Annotated in this window: 12 protein-coding genes and 4 pseudogenes; 15 read left to right on the forward strand and 1 reads right to left on the reverse strand. The window is 62.6% G+C overall.

The features are described 5' to 3' along the window. Positions 1 to 6 precede the first annotated feature (6 nt). The 8 genes and pseudogenes from N2602_RS16020 (at position 7) to N2602_RS16055 (ending at position 9,493) form a co-directional block, all read left to right on the forward strand. Positions 7 to 1,215, forward strand: coding sequence for an aspartate transaminase (locus tag N2602_RS16020; RefSeq protein WP_172788036.1), 1,209 nt, complete (start codon positions 7 to 9; stop codon positions 1,213 to 1,215). An 89-nt stretch (positions 1,216 to 1,304) separates the two neighbouring features. After that, entirely contained in the window at positions 1,305 to 2,246 is a 942-nt protein-coding gene (nac, locus tag N2602_RS16025; RefSeq protein WP_172788037.1) for a nitrogen assimilation transcriptional regulator NAC, read from the forward strand. Between the two features lie 163 nt (positions 2,247 to 2,409). Further along, positions 2,410 to 4,476 (forward strand): hydantoinase/oxoprolinase family protein, encoded by a 2,067-nt coding sequence (locus tag N2602_RS16030; RefSeq protein WP_260383232.1) that lies wholly within the window; start codon positions 2,410 to 2,412, stop codon positions 4,474 to 4,476. Between the two features lie 13 nt (positions 4,477 to 4,489). Next, positions 4,490 to 6,172 carry a hydantoinase B/oxoprolinase family protein gene (locus N2602_RS16035; RefSeq protein ID WP_172788039.1) on the forward strand — a complete coding sequence of 561 codons (1,683 nt, stop codon included), beginning with the start codon at positions 4,490 to 4,492 and terminating at the stop codon, positions 6,170 to 6,172. A gap of 7 nt (positions 6,173 to 6,179) precedes the next feature. Then, positions 6,180 to 6,977 (forward strand): SDR family oxidoreductase, encoded by a 798-nt coding sequence (locus N2602_RS16040; protein WP_172788040.1) that lies wholly within the window; start codon positions 6,180 to 6,182, stop codon positions 6,975 to 6,977. 13 nt (positions 6,978 to 6,990) lie between these two features. Then, on the forward strand, positions 6,991 to 7,692 hold the full coding sequence (locus tag N2602_RS16045) for an HpcH/HpaI aldolase/citrate lyase family protein (RefSeq protein WP_172788041.1): 702 nt from the start codon (positions 6,991 to 6,993) through the stop codon (positions 7,690 to 7,692). 32 nt (positions 7,693 to 7,724) lie between these two features. After that, the gene (locus tag N2602_RS16050; protein WP_172788042.1) at positions 7,725 to 8,492 is read left to right on the forward strand and encodes an SDR family oxidoreductase; all 768 of its coding nucleotides are present in this window, start codon (positions 7,725 to 7,727) and stop codon (positions 8,490 to 8,492) included. A 66-nt stretch (positions 8,493 to 8,558) separates the two neighbouring features. Beyond that, positions 8,559 to 9,493: pseudogene (locus tag N2602_RS16055) on the forward strand (2-hydroxyacid dehydrogenase). A gap of 315 nt (positions 9,494 to 9,808) precedes the next feature. Here the strand turns inward: N2602_RS16055 and N2602_RS16060 are convergent. Continuing rightward, positions 9,809 to 10,707, reverse strand: a pseudogene (locus tag N2602_RS16060) (LysR family transcriptional regulator). A 288-nt stretch (positions 10,708 to 10,995) separates the two neighbouring features. On the opposite strand from N2602_RS16060, the pseudogene N2602_RS16065 reads away from it, so the two are divergent. The 7 genes and pseudogenes from N2602_RS16065 to N2602_RS16095 all read left to right on the forward strand — a co-directional run. Continuing rightward, positions 10,996 to 11,943 (forward strand): annotated as a pseudogene (locus N2602_RS16065) (arabinose transporter); the annotation flags it as partial. 192 nt (positions 11,944 to 12,135) lie between these two features. Continuing rightward, entirely contained in the window at positions 12,136 to 12,915 is a 780-nt protein-coding gene (locus N2602_RS16070) for a carboxymuconolactone decarboxylase family protein (RefSeq protein ID WP_260383233.1), read from the forward strand. 115 nt (positions 12,916 to 13,030) lie between these two features. After that, positions 13,031 to 13,426 carry a cupin domain-containing protein gene (locus N2602_RS16075; RefSeq protein WP_260383664.1) on the forward strand — a complete coding sequence of 132 codons (396 nt, stop codon included), beginning with the start codon at positions 13,031 to 13,033 and terminating at the stop codon, positions 13,424 to 13,426. Positions 13,427 to 13,591: 165 nt separating this feature from the next. Beyond that, positions 13,592 to 13,984, forward strand: a complete 393-nt coding sequence (locus N2602_RS16080; RefSeq protein WP_260383234.1) for a putative quinol monooxygenase — start codon at positions 13,592 to 13,594, stop codon at positions 13,982 to 13,984. A gap of 893 nt (positions 13,985 to 14,877) precedes the next feature. Further along, positions 14,878 to 15,027, forward strand: a pseudogene (locus N2602_RS16085) (aldehyde dehydrogenase family protein); the annotation flags it as partial. A 205-nt stretch (positions 15,028 to 15,232) separates the two neighbouring features. Beyond that, positions 15,233 to 15,901, forward strand: a complete 669-nt coding sequence (locus N2602_RS16090; protein ID WP_260383235.1) for a haloacid dehalogenase type II — start codon at positions 15,233 to 15,235, stop codon at positions 15,899 to 15,901. Positions 15,902 to 15,940: 39 nt separating this feature from the next. Continuing rightward, positions 15,941 to 17,110 (forward strand): phosphotransferase enzyme family protein, encoded by a 1,170-nt coding sequence (locus tag N2602_RS16095; protein WP_260383236.1) that lies wholly within the window; start codon positions 15,941 to 15,943, stop codon positions 17,108 to 17,110. The last annotated feature ends 36 nt before the right edge of the window (positions 17,111 to 17,146 follow it).

The raw sequence follows: 17,146 nt of genomic DNA on the forward strand, positions 1-17,146 counted from the left end.
ACCACAGTGACGATCTTCGTGCCGGCCGCGCGCGTCTCGCGCATCAAGATATCTCCGACAACGGCGGCGTCCGCGCGGGTGCGCGAGCTGAAGGCCGCCGGCCGCGACATCGTCGACATGGCGATCGGCGAGCCTGATTTCGACACGCCCGATGACGTCAAGGCGGCGGCGCATGCTGCGATCGATCGCGGCGAGACGAAATATACCGCCGTCAACGGCACCGTGGCGCTGCGCAAGGGGATTATCGCCGACTACAAGTGGCGCCTTGGCCTCGAATATTCCGACAACGAGATCTGCGTCGGCGGCGGCGCCAAGCAGATCCTGTTCCTCGCGCTGATGGCGAGCGTGGAGGAGGGGGCGGAAGTGATCATTCCCGCGCCCTATTGGGTGTCCTATCCCGACATGGTGATCGCCAATGACGGCAAGCCGGTCATTGTCCGCTGTTCCGAGAATGAGGGATTCAAGCTGACGGCGGAGGCGCTGGAGGCGGCGATCACGCCGAAGACGCGCTGGCTGATCCTCAACGCACCGTCGAACCCGACCGGCGCGGCCTATTCCCGCAGCGACCTCGAAGCACTCGGCGCCGTGCTGCTGCGCCATCCCAACGTACTTGTGCTGTCTGATGATATCTACGACCAGATCTGGTATCGCGACGAGCCCGCGACGACGCTTGCCGCCGCGGTGCCCGCCTTGAAGGATCGCATCCTGCTCACCAACGGCGTGTCCAAGACCTATGCCATGACGGGATGGCGGATCGGTTATGCCGCGGGTCCCGCGCCGCTGGTCTCGGCGATCAACAAGCTGCAATCGCAGATGTCGTCCTGCCCGTCGTCGATCAGCCAGGCGGCAGCGGCCCATGCGCTGACCAGCGACCAGACGTTCGTGCGCGACAGCGTCAAGCTCTACAAGGAACGCCGCGACTATGCCTGCGCGCGCCTCAATGCGATCCCGGGCCTGTCGTGCCTGGTACCTGACGGCGCGTTCTATCTCTATCCCAGCTGCGCTGGCGTCATCGGCAAGTCCACGCCGGAGGGCAAGGTCATCGAGAACGATCTCGACTTCGTGCTCTATCTGCTCGACGGCGTCGGCGTCGCCGCCGTGCAGGGCGCGGCCTATGGGCTCTCGCCGTATTTCCGCCTGTCGATCGCGACCTCGATGGAGACGATCAAGGACGCCTGCGATCGGATCGAGCGGGCCTGCCGGGCGCTGCGCTGAGCGGAAAGCTATGAAACCGATTGAAATCAACGGGCTAGATAAGGGATAGTGCCTGTCAGGAGTTGTTTCCAGAGCAGCATTCGATCCTCATGAGCGTCGATTTCAGGAAGCTGAAGAGCTTCGTCAAGGTGGTCGATGCAGGTAGCGTGTCGCGCGCCGCCGGCCTGTTGCGCACCGCGCAGCCGGCGCTGTCGCAGCAGATTGCGGCGCTGGAGAGTCACTTCAAGCACAAGCTTCTTCTCCGCAGCAATCACGGCATCGTCCCCACCGAAGCCGGCCTGATCCTCTATCGTCACGCGCAATTGCTGCTGAAGCAGATCGAGCAGGCGCAGATCGACATCGATCAATCGACCAAGGCGCTGGCCGGGAGAGTGTCGATTGGCCTAGCGACCTATTCGGCGTCGAGCACGCTGTCGCTGCCGATCCTGAAGGAGATGTCGACGCTGCATCCGCAGATCATCGTCCACATCAACGACAGCTTCGGCCATGTGCTGAGCGAGCTGATCATGACCGGCAAGATGGATATGGCCATGATCTACGGCTCCGGCCCGATCAAGGGCGTCAAGCTGCAGCCGCTGTTTCGCGAGGAACTGTATCTCGTCTCGCGCGCCGAGACGGTGGCGGACAAGCCGGCCAACGAGCCGCTGCCGCTATCGGCGCTGGCCGACGTCAAGCTGCTGCTGCCGAGCCAGGGCCATTTCCTGCGGCGGCTGATCGATGAGTCGCTGGCGCGGGCGCGGGTGACGCCGAACGTCGCCTCCGAGATTGAGTCGGTCTCCGCGCTCGGCGCGGCCGTGACCGAGGGGCTTGGCTCGACCATCCTGCCGGCCTCGGTCGCCGCGGCCAGCGCGTCGAGCTTTGCCGGTGTCGAGGTGCGGCGGCTGGTGCGCCCGGCTATCGAGGCGACTGTCTCCTTGTGCGTCTCCGATCATCTGCCCTTGTCAGAGCCCGCACTTGCCACGCGCTCGGTGCTTCTGACCGTCGTCGAGAGGCTGATGCGAAGCCATCCGCAGGGTATTCGCGCGGTCTAAGCAACACGCCCGCGATTAAAAAGCCGAGTGCAGCCGTGCTCGGAGGCTGCATCGTGCCGGTTTCTCAAGGCCATAAACAAAACCTATGGCGGCAGACGGGAGTTGTGGTGGTCGCGTGCGGGCGCATTCCCTACCCTCGAAGACAATCGCTCCGAGGAAACAGATGGCCAAGCTCGCATTCGATACCGGGGGAACTTTCACCGATTTCGCGCTGCTCGACGACAAAGGCGATCTGCATCTGCACAAGGTACTGAGCACGCCGGCCAACCCGGCAGAGGCCGTGGTCCGCGGCGTGTCCGAACTGCTCACGCAATTTGGCGACGCCGTCGATCTCGACGGGCTGCAGGTCCTCGGTGCGACTACTGTTGTCACCAATGCGGTGCTCGAACGCAAGGGCGTCAAGACCGGCTTCATCTCGACGGCCGGTTTCCAGGACATGCTGCGGATCCGAAACGAAGGACGTTACGATCTCTATGACCTGAACTTGAAATATCCCGATCCGCTGGTGACGCGCGCCAACAGCTTTGGTGCGGTCGAGCGGATGTCCGCAGATGGCGAGGTGATCACGGCGCTGGAGGAGGGCACCGTCCGCGAGATCGCCGGCCGGTTGCGCCATGAAGGCATCAAGTCCGTCGCCGTCTGTCTGCTGCACGCCTACAAATATCCTGACCATGAGCAGCGCATCGCGGCGCTGCTGCGCGAAGAGGATCCCGATATCTTCGTGTCGCTGTCCTCCGAAGTCTGCCCCGAGGTGCGCGAGTTCGACCGCGCGTCGACCACCGTCGTCAACGCCTATACGCGGCCGCAGATGTCCGGCCACGTCGCCCATCTCGAGCGCGAATTCGCCGCCAAGGGCATCGACCGCCAGGTGCTGTGGATGACCTCGTCGGGCGGTCTCGTGCCGAGCAGCCGCGCAGCGGAGCTGCCGGTGCGCCTGATTGAATCGGGCCCGGCCGCCGGCGCCGTCGCCGCTGCGGAATTCGGCCGCATCGCCGGCGAAGGCAGCGTGCTGTCCTTCGACATGGGCGGCACCACCGCGAAATTGTGTCTGATCCCGAACGGCGAGCCGACGATCGGCACCGACCTTGAAGTCGCGCATTATCATCGCTTCCGCAAGGGCTCGGGCTTTCCCCTCAAGATCCAGTCGATCCGGATGATCGAGATCGGTGCCGGTGGCGGCTCGATCGCGGCCAAGAACCCGCTCGGCCTGCTCGACGTCGGACCGCGATCGGCGGGCGCGATGCCGGGACCGGCCGCCTATCAGCGCGGCGGCACCGAGCCGACCGTGACGGACGCCGATATCCTGCTGGGTTACATGGGCACGGAATCCTTTGTCGGCGGATCCTTCAAGGTGTCGAAGGATGCGGCCCTCACGGCGATGACGAAGCTTGCCGCCTCGCTCGATGTCAGCGTTCCCCGCTGTGCCTTCGGCATCCACGATCTCGTCAACGAATCCATGAGCAAGGCGGCGGCGGTGCATGCAACCGATCTCGGCGTCGATCCGCGCAGCCTGCCGATGGTCGCCTTCGGCGGCGCTGGTCCGGTGCATGCCTACGGCATCGCGCGCAAGCTCGGCATCAAGCGCATCATTTGTCCGACCGGTGCCGGCGTCACCTCGGCGATCGGGCTCTTGATCGCGCCGGTCGCGGTCGATCTCTCCGCGAGCTTCCCCATGCAGGTCGACAATTGGAGCTTTGAGGTGATGGACCGTCTCCTCGGCGATCTGTCCGCGCAAGGTGCGGAGGTCGTCCGCGCCGCCGGCGTCGCACCGGAGACGATCACCAACACCTATACCGTCGACATGCGTCACGTCGGCCAGGGCCACGAGATCACGGTCGCCTTGCCGGATCGCAAGCTTCCGCCGAAGCAGTTCCACGAGGAGCTGCTGGCCAACTTCTACAAGCTTTACCGAGAGCTCTTCGGCCGAACCGTTGCGGGCTCTTCCGTCGAGGTGATCACCTGGCGCCTGCGCTCCAGCGGCGAGAAGGATCAGGTGACCCGCCCGCATACGCGCCATGCGGCTGATGCCAAGAAGGGGACGCGTTCGGTCTATTTCAGCGAGCGCGGCGGCTTCGTCGAAACGCCGGTTTACGATCACTACAAGCTGCCGGTCGGCGAGGTCATCCAAGGACCCGCCATCGTCGAGCAGCGGGAGTCGACCGCTGTCGTCGGACCGAGCGGCACCGCTCACGTCGACATCAACGGCAATCTCGTGATCAACATCGCCTAAGGAAGACGCCTCCATGTCCGTGAACGCTGCCGATTTCAACGATCCGATCAACTTGCAGGTGATGTGGAATCGATTGATTTTCATCGCCGATCAGGCCGACATCGTGCTCGGCCGCACCGCATTCTCGCCAATCGTGCGCGAGAACCACGACTATGTGACTGTGCTGCTCGACAGCCGCGGCCGCGCGCTGGCGCAATGCACCTGGTCGATCCCGGTGTTCATCACCTCGCTGCCGGTCGCCGCGCAGAAATACTTCCTGCCGAAGTTTCCGGCCGAGACGTTGCAAGAGGGCGATGTTCTTGCCACCAACGATCCTGAGATTGGCACCGGCCATCTGCCTGACGTCACGATGATCACGCCGATCTTCAAGAACGGCAAGGTCGTGGCCTTTGCCGGGTCGATCGCGCATCTGCCCGACATCGGCGGCGCGCCCTTGCACTCCGAGGCCAGCGACATCTTCGAGGAGGGCATTCGTTTCCCGATCGTGAAGCTGCACAAAGCCGGTGTTCCCAATCAGGACGTGCTCGACATCATCGCCGCCTCCGTTCGCCTGCCGACGGAGGTGATGGGCGATCTCGAATCCATGGTCGCGGCCAACAACGTCATGGGCCGCGAGCTGGTGAAATTCCTCGACGAATACAATCTCGACGGCATCGACGAACTGGCCGACGCGATCCATACCCGATCCGAAGCGCAAACCCGCCGCGCAATCCGGCAATGGCCGAACGGCACCTACAGCGCCGAGGTCCTGCTTGACGGCTACGATACCGATGTGACGCTCAAGGCCGCCGTGATCGTAGGTGACGATTCGATTCACGTGGACTACAGCGGGACATCCGAGCAGATCCTTCATTCAATCAATTGCCGCACCAACTATCGTTACGCCCATTCGGTCTATGCGCTGAAATGCCTGCTCGACCCCGATACGCCGAACAATGAGGGCTGCATCACGCCGATCACGGACGAGGCACCGCTCGGCTCGATCCTCAATCCGGAGGAATGGACGGCGGGTAATTCACGCAACCTGATCGGACATGTGATCCCGTCGCTGATCTTCAAGGCGTTAGAAGGCGTGGTGCCGAGCAAGGTGATGGGCGACAGCGGCGGCGCGCCGATCTGGGCCGCCAATTGTGTCGGGCGGCGCGACGACGGTTCGCAATATGGCTCGGTGCAGAATTTTCACGGCGGGCAGGGCGCCCGCGCCGAATTCGATGGCTTGGATACGTTGAGTTTCCCGTCCAATTGCAAGGTGACGGCGATCGAGATGTTCGAGATCGCGGTGCCCGCGCTCACCGAATGCAAGGAGCTGATTCCGGACTCCGGCGGCGCCGGCAAGAGCCGCGGCGGCCTCGGCCAGCGCGTCGTGCTGCGCAATCTCGGCCGCAATCCGATGAACATCTATCTGGCGTCGGAGCGCGTGCGCCACCCCTGCTTCGGCGTCGTCGGCGGCAAGTCGGGCAGCGCCGGCAAGGTGTACCGGAATGGCGAGCCGCAGTTTCCCAAGGGCAAGGTCGTCCTGAAGACGGGCGATCGCCTGGAAGTCGAGACGCCGGGCGGCGGCGGATGGGGACGCACAGCCGAGCGCGCGGCGGCGGCGATCGAGCTCGACCTCGCCGAAGGCTTGATCACACCTGCGGCAGCGAGGCAGATTTACGGCTATCAGCGCTCAAGCGTGGCGGCGACCGCCGCCGAATAGGAACATCATGGGTCTGCTCGATGGAAAGATCGCACTCGTCACCGGTGCCGGAACGGGCATCGGGCGCGAGACCGCGATCCTGCTGGCACAGGAAGGCGCAACGGTCGTCCTGACCGGGCGCCGGATCGATCCGCTGCGCGACGTCGTCACGGTCATCGAGAAGGCCGGCGGCAGGGCCGTCGCTCATGTGCTGGATGTGGCGTCGCGCGAGGCAATCCTTGAGACGGTGGCCTTGGCCAAGCGCAACGTCGGGGTGATCGATATCCTGGTCAACAACGCCGGCAGCGCGAGCAAGGTGCTGAATGCACGCTTCCTCAGCGAGGACGAGTGGAACGCCACGGTGAACGTCAATCTCACCGGGGTCTTCAACCTGACCCAGGCGGTGCTGGAGGACATGATCGCGAAGAAGGCAGGCACCATCATCACGGTGTCGTCGCTCGCGGTGGTCAATCCGAACCTGCTCGGCGGCGCCGCCTATGGCGCGGCCAAAGCCGGCGTGAAGAATTTCATGACCTTCCTGCACAACACCTACCGGAACCAGGGCATCCGCGCGACGACCATCCTGCCCGGCGAGACCGACACGCCGATCATGGACAACCGTGCGCGTCCGCCGCTCGAGGGTGAGCGGGCCGTGATGCTCAATCCGCACGACGTCGCGCGCGCAGTGCTGCTGTGCGCCAGCCTGCAGCAGGGCGCCATGATTCCCGAGCTGCACATCTGTCCGACCTTCATGCGCGACACATCGGCCGACATCGAGGTGGCCCGCTGGGTTGGTGCGCCAGAAGGCCTGAAGCCGAAGTCTTGAGAGAGGATTGTCCATGAACGGAGCCAAATTGCGCGAGCGTCTCGCCAAGGGCGAGGCGGTCACCATGTTCACGCCGCATCATGCGTCGTCGGGGCTGGCTGTCCGCCTGGTCGAGCTCGGCGCGGACGCGATCTTCGTCGATTGCGAGCATGGCACCTGGAGCTTCGAAGACGTGCGCGTCACCGCGCAGGCGATCCGCGGCGCCGGGGGTGCGGCGATCGTCCGGCCGCATTCGCATGAACGGCCGCTCCTGATCCGCTATCTCAACGCCGGCGCCGACGGCCTGATGGTGCCGATGGTCGATACCGCGGAGCAGGCGCGCGCGATCGTCGACGCCGTGCGCTACGCATGCCCGGCCGATCACGAGAAGCGGTTGATCATCGCTATGATCGAGACGCCCAAGGCGATCGACGACATCGAGGCCCTGCTCGCGGTGGAAGGCGTCGATGTCTTCTTCATCGGGCCCGGCGATCTCTCGCAGAACATGGGCTATCCGCCCGCGCCGCAGTTCGGGCAGCCGCGGCCGGGAGCGGTGATGGAGCGGGTTGCTTACGCTGTGAAGAAGATCCGCGCGGCCGGCAAGGTTGCCGGAACGCTCGTGACGTCGGACGAACTGCCCTCCATGCTCGAACAGGGTGTGCGGTACTTCTACATTCACTCAGATCCATTCTTGCGTGTCGGCCTGGCCGGCGTCAAGAGGCTGCTCGCCCGCTGAGCGCGGAGGTCACGCCATCTGCGAGAGTCCAGATGGCATTCGAATTGTTCAATCTCGCCGGCCGCCGCGCGCTGGTGACGGGATCATCGCAAGGCATCGGTCTTGCGATCGCGCGCGGACTTGCCGAGCACGGCGCCTCCGTGGTGCTAAATGGACGCGATCGCAACAAACTGGACGCGGCCGCAGCGAGCGTCAGGGCCGGCGGACACGAGGTCGCCGTGACGAGCTTCGATGTCACCCGCCCCGACGCCGTTCGCGGGGGAATCTTGCGCATTGAAGAGGCGATCGGCCCGATCGACATCCTCGTCAACAACGCCGGCATGCAGTTCCGGACGCCGTTGGAGGATTTTCCGGCGGAGAAGTGGGAGGAGTTGCTCAAGACCAACGTCTCTAGCGCCTTCTACGTCGGCCAGGCGGTTGCCCGCCATATGATCCCGCGTGGGAAGGGCAAGATCATCAACATTGCGTCGGTCCAGAGTGAGTTGGCGCGGCCCGGGATTGCGCCGTACACTGCGACCAAAGGCGCCATCAAGAACTTAACGCGCGGCATGTGCGCCGATTGGGCCAGGCACGGTCTCCAGGTCAACGCGATCGCGCCTGGCTATTTCAAGACTCCGCTGAATCAGGCGCTGGTGGACAATCCCGAGTTCTCGGCCTGGCTCGAAAAACGCACGCCTGCCTCGCGCTGGGGCAACGTCGACGAGTTGATCGGCGCCGCCGTGTTTCTGTCGGGCGACGCGTCTTCCTTCGTCAATGGCCATACCCTCTATGTCGACGGCGGCATCACGACCTGCCTGTGATTCCGGCGCTCCATCGCCTCCCACAACACGACGGTCTTGCACCGGGTTCGAAAGGATTCGCGCACCATGTCGACGAAACCCGAAGTCTTGATGATTGGACCCTATCCCGCCTGGGATATGGAGGATATCGACGCACGCTATGTCGTGCACAAACTCTGGGAGGCGGCGGATCGCGACCGCCTGATTGAGGCTCATTGCCGCACGATCCGGGCGATCGCAACTCGGGGCGAGCTCGGTGCATCCGCCGACCTCATAAGCGTTTGCCAGCGCTCGAGATCGTCTCCTGCTATGGCGTCGGTACCGACGCCATCGACCTGGCTCATGCTAGAGCGAATGGAATCCGGGTGACCAATACGCCGGACGTGTTGACCGCCGATCAGGCCGTTGGCCTGTTGCTGGCTGTCGCGAGGAAGATACCGAATGCCGACCGATTCGTGCGCGAGGGGCGCTGGGCCTAGGGTAACATGCCGCTGGTGACCAGGGTCACCGGCAAGACCGCCGGCGTGGTCGGGATGGGCCGCGTCGGCGCGGCGGTCGCAAAGCGGCTCGCCGCATTCGATTGCGAGATCGCTTATTTTGACGTCTCTGAGCGAGCGGATCTACCCTATACATTCGTGCCGGACCTCGTGGAATTGGCCCGGCGCGCTGAAATCCTGATCGTCACGCTCGCGGGCGGCGAGAGCACGAAAGGTATCGTCGATGCGCGCGTGCTCGATGCACTCGGACCTGACGGCATCCTAATCAATGTCTCCCGGGGATCGACGGTGGACGAAACGGCTCTGCTTCGCGCGCTCGAGACCAAGCTGATCAAGGGCGCAGGCCTCGACGTGTTCTGGAGCGAGCCGAATATCGATGAACGACTCAAGGCCCTCGATAGCGTCGTCCTTCAACCGCACCACGCCTCGGGCACGACTGAGACACGACGCGCCATGGGCAAGCTCGTCCGCGACAATCTTGCCGCCCACTTCGCAGGTGCGGCCCTCATAACACCCGTTACGTGAAAGCTGCCGTAGTGCGTAGCGCGCTGCTTCTCGAACTACTGCTTCGGTAGTTCAATGCCGAGCGAAATATCCGTATTGTTGTTGTGGCCACCAATAGGAACTGACGCGCTGACTATCTGGTCGGCGACGAGTCGGATACGAAACCGCGCAAGCGGCAGCTCTTGGTGCTAAGCGCATATCTTGAAGACTCACCAGTTCCGCTAAGGGCGAACGGCTGCCTAGCTGACCCGCATGATTTTGGTCCGCTTATCCCTCGTAAACGTGCATCGCAGCAGTCTGACCGAAGGTCACCCACCGGCCAGACGCAGTTAAATCCTACTTGCCGCGATATCTGAGCGCCTCGACCAGCAGGGTGAACGCGGGCGAGGGTTGCCGACGGCTCGGGTAGTAAAGGTGGTAGCCCGAGAACGGCGGGCACCAGTCCGCCAGCACGCGAACGAGCCGGCCCTCCGCGACGTATGGCCGAACGTGTCCCTCGGTGAGGTACGCCAGGCCCATCCCCCTCAGGGCCGCGTCCAGAAGAAGCCCGGCGCTGTTGAACACAAGTTGCCCCTCAACCCGCACATTGAGTTCGCGTCCGTCCTTCTCGAACTCCCAGGCATAGAGACTGCCTCCATGGGTGGGCAGGCGGAGGTTGAGACAGTTGTGATGGGTAAGATCCTGAGGCTTTTTGGGTCGCTTGCGCTCCGCGAAGTACGATGGCGAGCCAACGACGCCATCCGAAGATCCGGACTGACCGGGACAGCGATCATGTCCTTCGCGACAAGCTCGCCGGGACGGATCCCGGCATCGACCTGCTGGGCCACGATGTTGGTGAGGCCGTAGTCGACAATGATCTCGACGTGAATATCAGGGTATTGCGGCAGGATGTTGCGAAGCGCCGGGAGCAAGATCGCGCTCGCGGCATATTCGGTGGCCGTCAGGCGGACGGTGCCGGCGGGCTTCTCGCGCAGTTCGCTTAAGGCGGCGAGATCGGCGTCCATCTCGACGAACTTGGGGCCGATGTTTTGGAACAGCCGTTCTCCGGCATGAGTTGGGGTCACGCTGCGCGTCGTCCGGTTCAACAGCCGGACACCGAGGCGTTCCTCGAGATTCCGTATGATCTGGCTGAGCCCCGATTGGGTTATGCCGAGCTTGGCTGCGGCACGGGTAAAGCTGCGCTCCCTCGCCACAGCGAGGAAGGCAAGGAGATCGCTGGCGTCGTCACGGGTCATTGATAAGCGTGTCTACTGACTGCATTCGAAATCTATCACCTAATCGGCCGAAGGGAAAACGCTTAGGTTCGGTCAGCAATCGGCCAGTCAAACCGCCAGCGAAAAAAGGCCAAGGACCTCATGAGAGACGGAATCAGGCACAAGCCCGTCGCGGTCACGGGAACAAGCAGCGTGTGGCGCAAGCCCACTGTGGGGCTGCCGACTTGGCAGAAGATCTGAGGCATGTCGGTCACAACCGTCCAAGAGCCCGTTCCGGCTGCGAGCATCACCGTCACCTTGCTTCCCATCATGGGGGTGGTGTTCGTGGGCTTCCTGGTCATCGGCATGGCCATGCCCGTGCTTCCTCTCCATGTGCACGACGGACTGGGTCTCGGCACGTTCGTGGTGGGCTTGGTCGCCGGCAGCCAGTTCGCCGCATCCTTGATCTCGCGCCCATGGGCCGGACACGTCTCCGACGCTCATGGTGCAAAGCGCGGGGTCGTCATCGGCCTGTCGGCGGCGACCGTGGCCGGATTGCTTTATCTGCTCTCGTTCGTCCTCAGAGGATCTCCGCTAATTTCGGTCGTGATCCTGCTTGCGGGACGCGCGCTGCTTGGCGGGGCGGAGAGCTTCATCATCACGGCCGCCGTGAGCTGGGGACTGGCCCTCGTTCGTTCCAGCAACACCGGCAAGGTGATCGCCTGGATCGGGTCGGCCTTGTTCGCGGCCTTTGCGCTCGGCGCTCCCGCTGGCTCCGCGATCTATTCGGCCTACGGTTTCACGGCGATCTCCCTGGGTACTGCCTTGGCGCCGCTCGCTGTGCTGCCGCTCGTCGCTCTGCTTCCGGCGATCGCGCCGGTGAAGCACGCGCGCGCTTCGTTCGTCGAAGTGATCGGGGCCGTCTGGGTACCGGGTCTCGGCTCAGCACTCGGTAGCGTTGGTTTCGGCGCGGTGACGACGTTCGTCGCCCTGCTGTTTGCGACCAAAGGGTGGGCAAACGGGTGGATGGCCTACACCGCCTATGCGCTTGCCTTCATTCTGGCGCGAGTGTTCTTCAGCCATCTCCCCGACAGGATCGGCGGCGCGAGGGTTGCTGTCGTTTGCGTGGGCATCGAAGCCAGCGGCCAGGCGCTGATCTGGCTGGCGGTGAGCCCCGAGATGGCGCTCGCGGGCGCCGCGCTCACCGGCTTCGGCTTCTCGCTGGTCTATCCCGGCTTCGGAGTCGAAGCCGTCCGCTGCGTTCCCGCACAGAGCCGCGGTCTTGCCATGGGCGCCTACACCGCTTTTCTCGATCTCGCCCAGGGGGCTCGCAAGCCCCGCCCTCGGATTGATCGCAGCCGGATCGAAACTCAACACCCTTTTTCTGGTCAGTTCGGCGACGGTGTTGTGCGCTTCGCTCGTCGCGTGGCGGCTGATCGCAAAGCCCCCAGTCATGGAAGGATCTCCGCAATGAGAACGTTCGCAGCGACTTTTTTTTACCTATGTCTGTTCGCCGACGCAGCCGTCGCTCAGACGCCTATCAAAGGAGTAAATGCCATGTTCAATCCGGAGGACATCCGCGCCGTCGCGCCGGGGCTCGAAGCATACGCGCAGAAATTCGTTATCGGCGATCTCTGGAAGCGGCCGGGCCTTTCTCCGCGAGACCGCAGCATCGTCACAATTGCCGCGCTGATCGCGCGCGACCAAACGATCGAACTGCCCCGCTACCTGACTCTCGCGCTCGACAACGGCGTGAAGCCGTCGGAGATCTCGGAGATCATCACGCACCTCGCCTTCTACACCGGCTGGGCAAACGCGATAAATGCGATCCCCGCGGCGCGGGAGGTGTTCAAGAGCCGCAACATCGGAGCCGATCAGCTCCCGTCCTCCTCGGGGCCGCAGCTCCCCCTGGACGAAGCGGCAGAGAAGCAGCGGGCCACGCGGGTCGGAGAGCAGTTCGGCCAGTTCACCCCGAGCCTCGTCCAATACACGACAGACGCGCTGTTTCGCGATCTCTGGCTGAGGCCGGCGCTCGCGCCGCGCGACCGCAGCCTCGTCACGGTCAGTGCGCTGATCGCGACCGGTCAGGTCGCGCAGATCACCTATCACCTGAATCGCGCGATGGACAACGGACTGACAAAGGACGACGCCGGCGAGGTGCTCGGCCATCTCGCTTTCTACGCCGGCTGGCCCAATGCGTTCTCTGCGGCACCTGTCGTCAAGGATGTGATCGAGAAACGCCGGTACTGAGGGAGGACGCATGATCTCCCGCCGAGTCGTGCTGATCGCGGGCGTCGCCGTATCAATGAAAACCACAGCGGCATCGGCACTTGCGCCCGAGCTGCACAAGGAGATTCCAATGGACATCGAAATCAAGAGAAACGGGTCCCGTCCTTCCCAAAAAGGATCGGAAGACTGGTTTACGGGGAATGTACGCGTCGACGCTCTGTTTCAGGCGCCGGATCCCGCCCGCGTCGGCGCTGGCCAGGTCACCTTCGAACCCGGCGCCCGCACCGCCTGGCACACGCATCCGCTCGGTCAGACGCTGATCGTAACCGCTGGGTTGGGCTGGTTACAACGCGAGGGCGGGCCGGTCGAAGAAGTTCGTCCAGGGGACGTGGTCTGGTTTCCGCCGGGACTGAAGCATTGGCACGGTGCGTCGCCGACGACGGCGATGACCCACATCGCGATACAGGAGTCCGCCGGAGGCAGGAACGTCGACTGGATGGAGAAGGTCAGCGACGGGCAATATCGCAAGTGATCGGATTCCGCCTGACACCGACCGTCGCGGACGGCGGATTCACCGCCCACTGAGCGCGGGGACCGCATCGTTGGTTGTTTCACGCCTGATCGTTACGGACTGAGGGTTTGGCCAGCCGTCGTGGGAAGCAAAGAGCAGAACACCAAGTCCGCTAGGGAGAACAGGTTGGACACGAAGCAGCTCTTGATGATTGGTGTTTCACTGCTGGCTTCTGCAGCAGCAGGACCCGCGCTTGGCCAGGAAAAGCAAGAGCAGTATATCCAGGTCGCGGAAATCGAAATCGATTCTTCGCAAATCGACGCCTACAGGACCGCGGTCAAGGAACACATCGAGATGGCCGTCCGGGTCGAGCCCGGCGTCCTGACGCTTTATGCGGTTTCTGACAAGGACGATCCCAGTAAGGTGAAGGTGTTCGAGATCTATCGGGATGGAGAGGCCTATAGACGACACCTCGAATCCGAGCACTTCAAGCGATACAAGGCCACGACTCAAAGCATGGTCAGGTCGCTCAAGCTGATCCGAACCGACGCTATTGCACTTGGCGCCAAGGCGAGGTGATCGTTCGAGAGGAGTTGACTATGAAGAGCCTATTCGCAGTGATCGCTGCCTTGCTCTTGGGGATTGGAAGGCGAAACTTCTTACTGCCCAGATGCCTACACTTAGACGTGGAGGGGACCTCGCCTAGTCGGCTGAAGTTGGCTTGTGACGGAGAACTGAGAGCCTGTCCATACTCCGATCAGGCGTGCACCGGCGATTCGCAGTTCGGCCCCATCGGCGTGCCTAGCAGCGGCGACTTTGATCAGCTTGCTTCCTCAGACAATCCCCCGGGCCGCTGTACATCGAGATAAAACGCGGCGCATCATTTTGGACGATAAGGATAATTGGCGCGCCCTACACGATTCGAACGGGTGATCTTTGCCTTCCGAGGGCAAACGGTCATTCGACCGTGCCCGATCGGCACTGTTCTTGCGTCGGCGCGATTGCCGATATCATTAGCTTGGGCCTTGTTTGCTGGAGCTAGCTGAAACGGGCTCATGATGGATTGGAGCGAGAGCTCAAGTCTTTCAATTGGTTAGAAGGCGGCGTGTGCACGACGTGTGCACCGGGAGATCAAGAAAAATCTCATCATCGCCACTGTAAGCAGCCCGAGTACCCTTTACGATCGTGCGCGCTTCGCGCGGCTTTGTACTCGCGCCCAGGTTCACTCGTGATCTGACCTCCCTGCGAGAGAGCGTCGGGATCGCCATCGACGTACGGATCAGCCCAGCGTCATCTGTGCATGTGTTCGTGAGACCAGAACAGATTGGTCACTGATCTTCGCTTGTTCCAGCAAGGCTCGGCCGTGATGATCGGCGTCGAGCGTCTCAACTCGAGTGAGGGGGCAGAGCGCGAAGCAAAGTCAAAGAGGAGACGTCCGCTTACAGCCAGGTTGCCGTCGAATTGTTGGGACGATCCAATCGGGTCAGGTGCATGTCAACCACCCCGAGTGGGACCCCAATGCTCCTTTCGGCGGATACAAGCGGTCCGGCAACGGCCGGGAATACGGGCGCGATGGCATAGAGGACTATCTCGAGACAAAGGCCGTGCTCGGGTTCTACTGACACGAATCCTCATCTATTCGGCCGACCAGCACGTGGCGGCCCGAGCACGCAGATCGGCTTAAACAAGGGGAGAGTATCACGGAAGGTCGTGCTGGGTTTGCGGGAGATCGGAGGGCCTTCTGCTGAACGACCATGCATTGCGGCACATTCTGCCAGATTCCTTAGGCTATGCTCGCGTCGTCAGAAAACTGATAGGACCAACGACATGGATCGCTTCCGACCGAAGTACGTCACGTTTGATTGTCACGGCACGCTGATCAATTTTCAGATGGCGGAAGCCGCGCGTGATTTGTTCGGACATCTTCTGGCTGGGCGACGCATGGATGAGTTCATCAGAAACTTCCAGGCCTACCGCATCGACGAGGTGTTGCAGGACTGGAAGCCCTATGCCGACGTCGTTCACAACGCGCTGGAACGCACCTGCCGCCGCAACAACGTTGCGTTCCGTGCCGGAGATGCTGAAACGATCTACAACCGCATTCCGACCTGGGGACCGCACGAAGACGTTCCCGAGGGCTTGGCAAAACTAGCCAAGGAAATTCCACTGGTGATCCTTTCGAACTCCATGATGGCCCAAATTCCGTCGAACGTCGCAAGGCTTGGTGCGCCGTTTCATGCGGTCTACACCGCTGAACAAGCGGGGGCGTACAAGCCGCACTTCAAGGCGTTCGAATATATGTTCGACATGCTGGGATGCGGCCCAGAGGACGTGACTCACGTCTCCTCGTCTTTCCGCCACGACCTGATGTCGGCCTATGATCTCGGGATCAAAAGCAAGGTCTGGGTCAATCGCGGCCATGAGCCGGCCAATCTCTACTATGAGTACACCGAAATCGCCCATGTGACGCAGCTCCCAGGCGTTTTCGGGCTCTGAGCAACGAAGATGGGCCGGAGCTTTTCACGGCTGGCCGACATGAAAGACGCCGTGTCCGACACGCCGAAACGTCTCGAATTGGGTGCTTGTGATGATCTGATGCCCTGTGGGGAAGCAGGTCAGCGCAACGGCCCGATGGCTGCGACACACGAAGGACCATCTTGCGCGGCAGCCGCGACCGAAACCTATTTTCGCGCCGCCGCTTCGGTCCTGGCCACGCGGTCGGGCGCCTCTGATCCGGACATGTCGGCGACACTACTGAATCGCCACTACGGATTGACGGGATCGGTGGCGACACTGTCCTCCGAGGTCGAACGCACCGTCGGGGTCCAACTATCGAACGGCCATCGGTTGATCCTGAAGACGTCGACAAGACCGGAGGCGGTCGACAGCTTTCGCTTTCAAGCCGCCACTCTGGCAGGATTGCAGGGGGCCGCGGGCTTCGTTGCGCCCGAAGTGCTGCGTACGAGCCTCGGCGAATTGATGTTCGAGCAGGAGGGCGTATGCGGGTACTTGCAGACCCGGATTGACGGCGTTCCGCTGCACCAGGCGATGCCCACTCCAGACTTGCTCTTTCGAGTTGGCCACGCTCTGGCCCGGCTGGACATGGCTCTCGAGCGGATCAGTGTGCCTGCGGCCCATCGGCCGGTTCTCTGGCATGTCGGATGCTGGCCGCGGTTGATGGAACTAGAGCGATATCTGCCATCCGCGAGCGTTGCCGATAACGTTCGCGTCGCTATGGGAGAATATGTGGAGTTTGTTGAGCCACAAATCTCGAATGTGCCTTGGCAGGTAACCCATAACGATCCAAGCCCATTCAATGTGATCATGGCTGGTCGGGGGCTGGCTTTCATCGATTTTGGTGATGGCTGCTGGAGCCCCAGGATTCAGGATCTGGCGATCGCAGCAAGTCACGTCGTGACGGATCCGGCCCTTGCTTTGGGGGGCGCCGAACATCTCATTGCCGGCTATGCCTCTGTCATTGCGCTTTCAAGGCTGGAGGCAAGACTCCTCGTCGGACTGATGCGGGCGCGACAAAGCGCATTGATCCTGGTCAACTACTGGCGCGCCCACCTTTTTCCGGTCGACGCTCAATACATCAAAAAGAACGTCGCGCGTGCCGAGCACGGCCTTTCGATCCTCGCGTCTCTTGATGTCACATCGGCCGAGGCGGCAGTCCTGGCGGCTGTGTCGTCGTTCTTGCCGTAGCGCGTTTGGATCGCTCGATCGACAGGGTCTTAATCT

It is taken from the genome of Bradyrhizobium sp. NC92 (assembly GCF_025200865.1).
GTDB lineage: Bacteria > Pseudomonadota > Alphaproteobacteria > Rhizobiales > Xanthobacteraceae > Bradyrhizobium.

Bases quoted from the DNA above. Each gene is read 5' to 3' on its own strand.
- nac (WP_172788037.1), top strand. From the start codon at position 1,305: ATGAGCGTCGATTTCAGGAAGCTGAAGAGCTTCGTCAAGGTGGTCGAT.
- N2602_RS16030 (WP_260383232.1), top strand. From the start codon at position 2,410: ATGGCCAAGCTCGCATTCGATACCGGGGGAACTTTCACCGATTTCGCG.
- N2602_RS16035 (WP_172788039.1), top strand. From the start codon at position 4,490: ATGTCCGTGAACGCTGCCGATTTCAACGATCCGATCAACTTGCAGGTG.
- N2602_RS16040 (WP_172788040.1), top strand. From the start codon at position 6,180: ATGGGTCTGCTCGATGGAAAGATCGCACTCGTCACCGGTGCCGGAACG.
- N2602_RS16045 (WP_172788041.1), top strand. From the start codon at position 6,991: ATGAACGGAGCCAAATTGCGCGAGCGTCTCGCCAAGGGCGAGGCGGTC.
- N2602_RS16050 (WP_172788042.1), top strand. From the start codon at position 7,725: ATGGCATTCGAATTGTTCAATCTCGCCGGCCGCCGCGCGCTGGTGACG.
- N2602_RS16070 (WP_260383233.1), top strand. From the start codon at position 12,136: ATGAGAACGTTCGCAGCGACTTTTTTTTACCTATGTCTGTTCGCCGAC.
- N2602_RS16090 (WP_260383235.1), top strand. From the start codon at position 15,233: ATGGATCGCTTCCGACCGAAGTACGTCACGTTTGATTGTCACGGCACG.
- N2602_RS16095 (WP_260383236.1), top strand. From the start codon at position 15,941: ATGAAAGACGCCGTGTCCGACACGCCGAAACGTCTCGAATTGGGTGCT.